The organism is Paenibacillus sp. 3LSP (assembly GCF_032465655.1).
Taxonomy (GTDB): Bacteria; Bacillota; Bacilli; order Paenibacillales; family Paenibacillaceae; genus Fontibacillus; species Fontibacillus barengoltzii.
This window is the reverse complement of sequence record NZ_JAWDJI010000003.1, coordinates 19,632-30,107: the sequence shown is the minus strand read 5'-3', so window position 1 is coordinate 30,107 and position 10,476 is coordinate 19,632. Positions and strand designations below refer to the sequence as shown.

Annotated in this window: 8 protein-coding genes and 1 riboswitch; of the genes, 4 read left to right on the top strand and 4 right to left on the bottom strand. The window is 50.3% G+C overall.

Features of this window, described 5'->3' with window-relative positions:
• Window positions 1–85: 85 nt before the first annotated feature.
• The gene (locus RW092_RS00255; protein ID WP_316009196.1) at window positions 86–1,114 is read right to left on the bottom strand and encodes an IS1595 family transposase; all 1,029 of its coding nucleotides are present in this window, start codon (window positions 1,112–1,114) and stop codon (window positions 86–88) included.
• 267 nt (window positions 1,115–1,381) lie between these two features.
• Between RW092_RS00255 and RW092_RS00250 the strand changes: the two genes are divergently transcribed.
• Window positions 1,382–1,756 carry a hypothetical protein gene (locus RW092_RS00250; RefSeq protein ID WP_157274743.1) on the top strand — a complete coding sequence of 125 codons (375 nt, stop codon included), beginning with the start codon at window positions 1,382–1,384 and terminating at the stop codon, window positions 1,754–1,756.
• Window positions 1,757–1,804: 48 nt separating this feature from the next.
• On the opposite strand, the gene RW092_RS00245 is transcribed toward RW092_RS00250, so the two are convergent.
• Window positions 1,805–2,623: a protein-glutamine gamma-glutamyltransferase gene (locus RW092_RS00245; RefSeq protein ID WP_316009195.1), complete on the bottom strand. Its 819-nt coding sequence runs from the start codon at window positions 2,621–2,623 to the stop codon at window positions 1,805–1,807.
• A gap of 157 nt (window positions 2,624–2,780) precedes the next feature.
• Between RW092_RS00245 and RW092_RS00240 the strand changes: the two genes are divergently transcribed.
• The 3 genes from RW092_RS00240 to RW092_RS00230 all read left to right on the top strand — a co-directional run bounded on the left by RW092_RS00240 (window position 2,781) and on the right by RW092_RS00230 (window position 6,813).
• Window positions 2,781–4,094 carry a BglG family transcription antiterminator gene (locus tag RW092_RS00240; protein ID WP_316009194.1) on the top strand — a complete coding sequence of 438 codons (1,314 nt, stop codon included), beginning with the start codon at window positions 2,781–2,783 and terminating at the stop codon, window positions 4,092–4,094.
• On the top strand, window positions 4,051–4,731 hold the full coding sequence (locus RW092_RS00235; protein WP_316009193.1) for a PTS sugar transporter subunit IIA: 681 nt from the start codon (window positions 4,051–4,053) through the stop codon (window positions 4,729–4,731). The genes RW092_RS00240 and RW092_RS00235 overlap by 44 nt, the downstream gene beginning before the upstream one ends.
• A 117-nt stretch (window positions 4,732–4,848) precedes the next feature.
• Window positions 4,849–6,813: a fructose-specific PTS transporter subunit EIIC gene (locus tag RW092_RS00230; protein WP_316009192.1), complete on the top strand. Its 1,965-nt coding sequence runs from the start codon at window positions 4,849–4,851 to the stop codon at window positions 6,811–6,813.
• A 48-nt stretch (window positions 6,814–6,861) separates the two neighbouring features.
• Here RW092_RS00230 and RW092_RS00225 read toward each other — a convergent pair whose 3' ends face one another.
• Window positions 6,862–8,679: an APC family permease gene (locus tag RW092_RS00225; protein ID WP_316009191.1), complete on the bottom strand. Its 1,818-nt coding sequence runs from the start codon at window positions 8,677–8,679 to the stop codon at window positions 6,862–6,864.
• Between the two features lie 159 nt (window positions 8,680–8,838).
• A riboswitch (cyclic di-AMP (ydaO/yuaA leader) is annotated at window positions 8,839–9,016 on the bottom strand.
• A 240-nt stretch (window positions 9,017–9,256) separates the two neighbouring features.
• Window positions 9,257–10,372: a threonine aldolase family protein gene (locus RW092_RS00220; RefSeq protein ID WP_316009190.1), complete on the bottom strand. Its 1,116-nt coding sequence runs from the start codon at window positions 10,370–10,372 to the stop codon at window positions 9,257–9,259.
• Window positions 10,373–10,476: the final 104 nt, after the last annotated feature.

Genomic DNA, 10,476 nt, shown 5'->3' with positions numbered 1-10,476 from the left:
AAATTACGTGAGTGAACCATTATCCTTCGGTAACATTTTTATATGAGTTGACACGCATTTAACCATACACCTCGTTGAAAATGGACTACACATTGAATTTTGATAGTCGTAAACTATCATAAGTCTCTTTCATTTCAAATACAAATGATGTTAGCAGAAGTTCTTTAATGTGTTGCTTTGTGCTTTCGTTACTACGACTATCTATAAACAAGAACCAAGCAAGGTAATTGTCGAGATATTTTGTAGCGACACCTTTAAAACGGTCAAGCCATTTTTTCATTCGAGAATGAAAGCTGTTCACATTTTGAATATGATATAAGCCTTTAATAACGTACTTTCCATCATCAGACTTGATTCGGTAATGCTCTAAACCTTTTTCTTTTGCATAGGTTTTGTAGGCTCTCCAAGCATCCGTTACAAGCACATTGTCGGATGATAGTTTAGAGCCAATGATTGTTTCAACTTTTGGCTTCACAATACGACCCATACAAGAAACTTTGGAGACAGTTGCTTTTGTACGGTCTCTTGCGACAAGAACACATACTTGTTCGTGGCTGATGCCTCTATGTTTGGATTTTCCTCCACGCTTTCGAGGTTTCCGTTCAGTAATGCCACGTTTCCCTTTTTGAGAGTATAGGAAATATGTTTCGTCAACCTCAACAATACCTTCAAAATGGTCAAAATCCATTTGTTTTAAGGCGGACAGAAGTTTATGTCTCCAGTAAAAAAGCGTAACCCAAGTAACCCCTACGATTTCAGCCGATTTTCGCAGGGAGTAGCCGTTGAACATACAGTCCGCAAATGTAATCCATTCGTCACCTTTTCGAGTGCGGTAAAGTACAGTGTTAGTTGTATCGGTAAATGTTTTTCGGCAACTTTTACAATGATAGCGTTGACGACCTTTAACTTTGCCAAACCGAACAACGTGTTCAGAAGAACAATGAGGACACTCGAAACCTTCCTTAAAACGGGTTTCCCGCATTTCATTAATTAGCCGACCACCAACGGAAGAGGTCGGGTCAACATAGCGTTTTACCCATTGATAAACTTGCTCTTTTTTAGTATGGTGCAAATTGTCGATATACTTTAACAAGTTACTAAACGCTTTGTCCATCTTTACAACCTCTTCCGAATGTTTGTTCTTATTTAGATTATACTATGAATTTGGAAGGGTATCAAATATCAACAATGTACTTTAACAGAGCCTTTTCATAATAAATGATTGTGATGAGGCCATCGCTCAATGCATCCCCATCTTAGCATATTCGCACGCAATCCGGTACAAAGCAGATCACTCGCAAAATGAAGGACACGAACCATCGGCACAAATGCCCATCTCCGTGAATATACTGCAGCAAGAACAAAGGAGGAATGGATGGAAATGCCTAGTATGTATTCACCTTACGGCGGTACACCAAGCCAAGTAAGCCCGATGAGCCAAGAGCCGATGGGATACGATCACAAGAAACAAATGATGGAGATGTGTAAAAAATATCATCATCACCTCATGCAAATGGAAGGCACAGATGGCAGAATGTATGAAGGGATCATCGATGGAATGGATGATGACCACGTCTATCTGCTCGTTCCAGTTGGGGATATGGATGATCGCGCATTCGGGTCCCCTTATGGCGGTTATCCTTACTACGGAGGTTTTGGTTACGGATATGGCTATCCGCGCCGCTTCCGCCGCTTTATTCGCCGGCCTTACCCGTTCTTCTTCTTCAGAAGATTCTTCTTCCCGTTCTTTTTCTAAACGTAAAGCAACAAAGCCTCCTGCCAGATGCGGGAGGCTTTGTTGTTCTTAGGCTTGGTGGGAATCCGGGTGATAGGCTTCGTTCTGAGAGCCGCGGCGACGATAGACGGTGCTGCCGATCCGAGCATACACGCCGCGCAGGGAACGAATATGATCATAATTGGGATAAATGATCAAATCCATCAAGTACGCCGATCGCCGGCTGCCGGGCTTTCTTCTTCGGTTGAGTGCATCGATGATCTCGGCGGAAGAACGGATACCGATGCCATGGCCATAATAGCGGTCTTCGCCCAGTACGATGACGTTCTCCCCTTGCCATTCCGGAGTTTCGGGGTTATGGTCCGGATTTTTGAAATAGAGAATATCCCCGGGATAAGGCCCCAGTCTTAAACTTCCTTGACGAAATCCCAGATCACTGTCATACTGCCAATCGTAAAGATACAAGTTGGTAAAATACGTATTAAACGCCCGGCTGCCGATTTGATCCAGTACGGCCTTGTACATCACGATCATCATCGCCATCGAGCATTCGAAGCCATAAAGCGGACCGTTCCGGTAAATGTCGGTGATGGCATCCGACGGCGCTACTCCATTTTTTAGCCGAAACCCTCCTTCCTCCGTACGGTTCCAGTACATCTCATTGCATCGGGATTTACGGTAGACCGCAAACTGAGCCCCGCTTCCATTCAGCGCCAAGGCCGAATCCACGATCGAGTTGCGGAGCGCCAATTCGAACAGCAATTCATCTAAAGAACCGTAACGATAGGGTATCGGGCTTCGTTCTTGCGCCTGCACAATTTTCCTTTGAAGCGGAGGCAGCGTCATTTGGGCAAGTTGCCTCTTATCTTGTGGCGGCAGTAGGATCAAACCTGTTCCCCTCCTTGTCAATATTCAGGTGAATCTAGGTTAGTGTACGTGCGGATGAGGGGATTGGTGCCCGGCCGTATCGAATCTACCTGTTCCAGAAATGCCTGTTCCAGAAATGCTAATCCCATCATTTAGATAAAGGGGGTGACGCGTAGCGATGAACGACCGTCAGAAGGACATTTTACATATGCTGCTTACCGATGCCCGGCCTCACTTGGTGATCCGGGATATCGCCGTGCACTTTGGGTGCTCGGAGAAAACGATACGTAACGATCTGGACGAAATCGATCAGTATTTAGCTCAATCGTCTACTAGCCGTGTGGTCCGCAAACCTGGATACGGGGTGACCTTGGATATTTCTGAGTCGGACAAGGCTCAACTCACCGCAGAACTGCTCCGATCAAGGTCCAGCAAGCCAAAGGAACAGGAAACGGAAGAGGAGCGGCTTATCGCCGTGGCCTACCAACTTTTGATGGAGACGAAGCCGGTCACAATTCAAGAGCTGGCCGACAAGCACTACACCAGTAAGACCGTAATCAAAAAAGATTTGGACGCCCTGCGGGATTGGCTCGAGAAATGGGACCTGACCGTCGTTTCCAAGCAAAAGGTCGGCGTCCTGCTCGAAGGGAGAGAACGGGATAAACGCGCGGCGTTGTCCAAGCTGTCCCAACTCACCGGCGAAGCAGGCCAAGCCTTCATCAAGGATCGGTTTGCTCCCCATGAGCTTGATATCGTGACCTGCGAGCTTAAGCAGCTCGAGCTGGATGCTCAGCTTGCTTTTACGGATGAAGCGTTCGACAACTTGCTCATTCATACGCTCCTCATGATTCGGCGGACGAAGCTGAACCAGCCGATTTCCTTCTCTGAACAAGAGAAGATTTTTGTCCGCGAGAAGCCGGAGTTCCGCTGGACCGGAGCCTTCATTCGAAAGCTGGAGCGCTTTTTCGCGGTTCATTTCCCTGAGGATGAAGTTGCTTATTTGACCGCACATATTCTAGGCGGGAAGATTCGCTCCCGGGCACGGATCGAAACGGCGGAGCCTGAAGTCGGCCCATCTGCGGAAACGGCGGAAGCTCGCGGTTTAGCGGAGTCGCTCGTAAGGAAGATGTCCGCCTTAACCTGGGTCGATTTTGGCCAAGATGAGGCTTTGATGGAAGGCTTACGCATTCATTTATATTCCACGTTGAACCGGTTAAGTTATGGGCTTACCGTATCGAATCCGATGCTGCAGGATATCAAGCGAATGTATCCTTACATGTTCGATATGGTGATTTATGCGACGAGAGAGTTAAGCAAAGGGTACCCCTTCACCATTCCTGAAGAGGAGGTGGCTTATTTGACGCAGCATTTTCAAGCTTCAGTAGAGAGACTGCGCCAACCTGCGGAGACAAGGAAGCGAATCGTGACCGTCTGCCATATGGGGGGGCATGTCCCAAATCCTGCGCAGCAAGCTGGAGCGCAAATTCCCTGAGCTGCATGTATTGGATTCCGTTCGGAAAGCTGATCTTACGGGATATTTAGCTCAACATTCGGTTGACTTTATCATCTCAACGATTCCTTTGGAGAATGTGAACGTCCCCTATATCACGGTATCTCCGTTGCTAGAGGCCGGCGAAACGCAGAAGATCACCGATTTCATCGGCAAGCTGGATCAAGGGTCCGGTCATACCGAACACGCTGGTTCGATTCTGGGCATGTACACGCAAGCCTCACTCATCTTCCCGCGCCTCACCATCGGCCATCGGTTTGAGCTGATCGAGCTGTTAGGGAACGAGCTCGCCAAGCAGGGATTCGTCGAACCGGATTACGCGCATCAGGCGTTGCTGCGGGAACGGCTCTCGTCTACGACCATCGGCGGCGGCATAGCAATCCCCCACGGCGAGCCAAAGCTGATTCGCTCTTCGCGAATCGCGATTGCTACCCTGGAAGAGCCGTTGGAATGGCAAGAAGAGAAGGTGTCCGTCGTATTTATGCTGGCGCTGGCTCCGCAAGAGCAAGAGATGACGAAAAAGTTGTTCCAGCGCCTCTCCCTGCTTAGCGAACAGCCGTCAACCATTGAGCGGCTTGTGCAAGCACGAACTCCAGAGGAGCTGCTCAGTTACCTGTAGGAAATAAATCCGTTTTTCCGGAACTTCCGGTAATATAAAGTTCTTTTCCGCCGTTCCTTTTGCGATAAGATGGGTCATGTAAACGATTTCGATCTTGAACTACAGGAGGATAAATCCATGAAACTACTGGCGATTACCTCATGTCCCAACGGGATTGCCCATACGTACATGGCGGCGGAAAATCTGCAAAAGGCTGCCGATAAGCTAGGTATTGCCATGAAGGTCGAGACCCAAGGCTCGATTGGTGTGGAAAACGAGTTCACAGAAGAAGATATCCGCCAAGCGGATGGCATTATCATCGCAGCTGACAAAACGGTAGACAAGAGCCGGTTCGTTGGCAAGAAGCTGCTTGTGGCGGGCGTGCAGGAAGGCATCCGAAACCCTGAGACACTCATCCAGCAGATGATTCGGGGAGAAGTGCCGGTATACCAAGGCCAAAGAAACGGCGAAGGCATGGAGGTCAAGACTGGCGCCAAGCAGCAAAACGCCTTTTATCGCCACCTGATGAGCGGTGTTGGGTACATGATTCCGTTCATCGTCGTGGGCGGTCTCTTGATCGCAATCGCACTGTCGATTGGCGGCGTACCTACGCCGGGCGGTCTGCAAATTCCCGAAGACTCGTTCTGGAAAACGATTGAGAAGCTGGGGGCAGCGTCCTTTACATTTATGGTACCGGTACTTGCCGGTTTCATCGCGTTTAGTATCGCTGACCGGCCGGGTCTGGCTCCCGGGATCATCGGCGGTTACATCGCCGCTAACGGCAGCTTCTACGGAAGTGAAGCCGGCGCTGGCTTCATCGGCGGGATTATCGCCGGCTTCCTCGCGGGTTATGCTGCACTATGGATTAAGAAGTGGAAAGTGCCAAAAGCGATTAATCCGATTATGCCGATTATCATTATCCCGGTGCTCTCTTCGCTGATCGTGGGTCTCGCCTTCATTTACCTGCTTGGCGGCCCGATCGCCCAAGTGTTTGAATGGCTGACCAACTGGCTTGCCAGCATGCAAGGAGCCAGCTCGATTCTGCTGGCCTTGATTCTGGGCGCCATGATCTCCTTCGACATGGGTGGTCCGGTTAACAAGGTAGCGTTCATGTTCGGCTCCGCGATGATCGCGGAGGGGAACTATCAAATCATGGGACCCATCGCCGTGGCGATCTGCGTTCCGCCAATCGGTCTGGGTCTGGCAACATTCTTGTTCAAGCGCAAGTTCCATAATGCGGAACGAGAATCCGGCAAAGCCGCCTTTACGATGGGCTTGTTCGGGATCACGGAAGGTGCGATTCCCTTCGCATCGCAAGACCCGCTGCGTGTCATTCCAAGCATCATGGTCGGGTCGATGGTCGGCTCCGTTGTCGCTATGCTGGGCGGGGTCGGCGACCGCGTTGCTCATGGCGGTCCCATCGTTGCCGTACTTGGTGCCGTTGACAATGTTCTGATGTTCTTTGTCGCCGTGATCGCAGGTTCCATCGTTACAGCTTTGATGATCAAGTTGCTGAAGAAAGAACAAATCGAGCCTCAGCTCGCCGGGGCCAGCGCTGTCGACGAAGCAGCTCCAACCATAGAAACAACGCGTACTAATAACGTTCGTCCGATCAGCGTGCCGGCTGCTGAACCGCACCACGAAGTTCGTAAACTCACAGATATCATCAGTCTGGACCTGATCGAACCTTCCCTGTCCGCTTCTACGCGAGACGAAGTGATTGACGAAATGATTGCCAAGCTGAAGGCGGAAGGGGTGCTGACCTCTGTAGATGAGTTCAAACAGGCGATTCTCAAACGCGAGCAAGAAAGCTCTACCGGGATCGGCATGAACGTCGCCGTACCGCATGGCAAATCAGCGGCGGTGCTGAAGCCGCGAGTTGTATTTGGGATTAAACCCGAAGGCGTCGATTGGAACAGCGCGGACGGAACACCTGCCAAGCTGATCTTCATGATCGCCGTCCCTGCCGAGAACAAAGGAAACGAGCATTTGAAGATACTGCAAATGTTGTCCCGCAAACTGATGGATGACGCATTCCGCGAACAACTGCTGCAGGTGACCACCAAACAGGAAGCATATCAGTTGCTGGATCAAATTCAATAATCTAACCCAAAACCCCCGAAGCCGTCGTGACGACTCGGGGGTTTTGGGTTATTTTTGCAGATGGTAAGGTACGGTCGTGATGACGATGTCTTTCTTGTTAAATAGATAAGCTCTAAGCAGTAGGCTCGACTGATTATGCAGGATGTTCTGCCACCAGTGCCGAGGAATAAATTGCGGAATCAGGACGGTAATGTGATCGGTCTCCGACGTTTTCCATTCCACGGTATCAATAAATTTCATCAGCGGTCGGATAATGCTGCGGAAGCTGGAGCGTAGCGTGATGAGCCGAACCCCCGGATTCCATTCCTCCCACTTCTTCTCCATGCGTTCGATGTCCGCATCATCAAACCCAACATACACCGCGACAACGTTATCCGTCAGTGATTTCGCATAGCTTAACGAGTTCATCACGACGCGCGTAACCCCTGCCACCGGAACAACGATCGTGCTGCCCTTTATGCAAGGTTTATCTTTATCGATGTTGATCCGAAGCTGTTCGGCGATATTGAGATAATGACGATGAATTTGATAGAAAATAAACATTACCAGCGGCAAGAAGACAAATATGAACCAGACATGCGAAAACTTCGTGATGATAAAGATAAGCGTAATGCCCAGCGTCGTTAGCATGCCAATCGTGTTAATCGTGAACCGGACCACCCAACCTTGGGGCTTGTGCTTGATCCAGCGAACCATCATCCCCAGCTGGGACAAGGTGAACGGAATAAATACCCCAACCGCATAGAGCGGAATCAAGCTCTCCGTGTTACCGTGGAATCCTAGCACCAGCAGCGCTGAAGCTGCACCAAGGAAGATGATTCCGTTGGAGAAGCCAAGCCGGTCACCGCGCACCATAAACGCATGCGGCATGTATTTGTCCTTGGCGAGCATAAACGCCAGCAGCGGGAAGGCCGAATAAGCCGTATTGGCGGCCAAAAACAAGATTAACGCCGTAATACCTTGGATCAAGTAGTACAAGCTCCCTCTCCCAAAGGTCGATTCAGCGATTTGAGAAATCACGGTGGCCTTCGGATCTGGAGCAATGCCGTACCAATAGGCCAGCGTACTAATCCCAATAAACATGGTACAGAGAATAACCCCCATCATCACCAGCGTGGCTGCGGCATTCCGTTCTGCCGGTGGCTTGAAGTTCGGAATAGCGTTGGACACCGCCTCAACCCCGGTTAAGGCCGAGCATCCCGAACTGAACGCCTTAAGCAGCAGGAACAAGCTGACATTGGATACGGCCGTCCCAAACTCCGGCACACTGGCATGAATCCCGCCAGTCCAATACTTGTAAAGTCCCGACACAATCAGGACAAAGATGGAGGCCACGAACAAGTATACCGGAACCGCCAACATCGAGGCCGATTCTGTAACTCCACGCAGGTTCATCATCGTCAACAGCGTAATCATCAACAGGGCGATCAATACCCGTTGATCATGCAGCATCGGGAAAGCCGATGTGATGGCATCCGTACCGGCTGACGAGCTTACAGCCACCGTTAAAATATAGTCGACAAGCAGCGATCCGCCGGCCAGTAGTCCGGTTGAACGCCCTAGGTTATCCATCGCCACGATATAAGCGCCGCCTCCAGTCGGATAGGAGAAAATCGTTTGGCGATACGACAGAATCAGAATCAACAAAAGCCCAAGTACCGCAAATGAGATCGGAATCGAATACCAGAGAGCGGAAAATCCCGCCGCCATCAGGACGATCAGAATCTGCTCGGTCCCGTATACCACGGAGGACAATGCGTCCGACGACAACACGGCCAGCGCTTTAAGTTTGCTAAGCTTTTCTCCTTCAATTTCAGTGCTTTTCATCGGTCTGCCAATCAATATACGTTTCAGTTTGCTTCCCATGATGAGATCCTCTTTTCATTCGCAAAATAAACCTTCGATCCTGATCCATTCTTACTCCTATAGGGCTCTCATGCATGCAGCGAACAACGCAAAAAGGCCGCAGGAAAGCTGGACCTTCCCGCAGCCGCTTTGAAAAAAATCTCAAGCGTCACCGCGACAATTCCCTCTTTCGGACGCTTACGGAGTTAGCTGACGGATTCGGGCACGAAAGCAGCCCTACGCCGGTTTGGCTTACTGGCCAAATCAAGCGATTCACCCCGGAAACCGCCTCATTGGGCGAGTTTCATTGGTTCCCCCGTTTCTTTCTGCATGAGAAAGAACTCAGCGATCAGGTTTTGTCATATCAATTTTTGTTACGGATGAATCATACTCCCCGCCTGAAGAAGTGTAAAGAAGAGGGAAAGGCAAATTCGCCGAGAAAAGAGATCGGCCTTGTTCGAGGAAGCGCATACATCACTCTCTTGCATTCATTATTGCGAGCAGGCTTGAATTATCGAAGCATATATGCAAAAAAACACCGTAAGGAACGACATCAAATCGCATCCTACGGTGCTCTGCATCTCAAACAAATCCAAGTTTAAAGCGAAAGTCCCTTCAACTTCTTATCCATCAGCTCGAACGCTAGCTGCAGCCGATCTTTCGGCACCTCACTGTAGCGGTCTCCGATGCTGATTTCAAAGGCACTTCCCCCATCCGCTTTCTCTTTCAAGAACGAGGTGAAACCAACCCCGGTTTCCCGATAGACTTCAATCAGCACGGACTCCAATCGCTCCTTGGGAACGTCCGAATGCACATGGAACATGTTCGACACCGGGATCTCCGGAACGGTCTTCATCCGATGACATTGATTAAACAGACTGGAGAGCTCTTGTGCTTGCTGATAATACTTTCTCATCTTTCCGACACGTTTCTCATAATAGTAATCCGCACTGAGAAAATAAGGATACAAGCTGATAAGATCCCCGCCGTGGCGCCTTTTCCATACCTTCGACTCCTTCGTCAGCTCCGGATCCCCGGCCAATATGGCTCCGGCAATCCCGCCGATCCCTTTGTAGAACGAGATATAGACGCTGTCGAACAGGGCGCAAACCTCAGCGGCGGTTTTTTCGTAGTAAGGCAACACTTCAAACAGTCGGGCTCCGTCCAGATGCAGCTTGATGCCTCGCTCCCGGCAGTAGGCGGATATAGCCTCAAGCTCTTCGAACGGCGGCAGTTGACCGCCGATTTCACGCTGCGGCAGCTCCAACAGCAGGCATGAGACATCCTCTGGCAGCTGACGAACGTCCTCCATCTCAATCAGCCGATCTGGATCCGCCAAGAGAATCGGCTCCAGCCCGTGCAGCTCCTTCAACCCGTCCTCCTCATGAATCTCCAAATGGCATAAAGGATGATAGGCCACACGTTTGGACCCTTTGCGGTCACACCATATCCGCAGGGCAATTTGCTGCGCCATTGTACCGCTCGGAAAAAATACAGCAGACTCCTTGCCTAGCACTGCAGCCATTTTCGCTTCGAAAGCTTCCAGCGCTTGCCCTGTACCGTACATGTCGCTGTCTACCCCGCCGCTGATCTCGGCAAAAGCCTGCTTCAGCACCTCTACATTCCGTTTTCCGTGGCCCACCACTTGATAAACCGTCCGGTCAAAGGCCGCCTTCAGTGTCCGCCTATCCAGTACCCCATCATTTCCATACATGCTCCTCGCCGCTCCTCTCCCATGCTGTCTGTCTAGTTTGTATGATCATGCTTATTATACGCCATTTGAAGCAGGAATCGATGATCCAGTTTGATCGGGAGGGG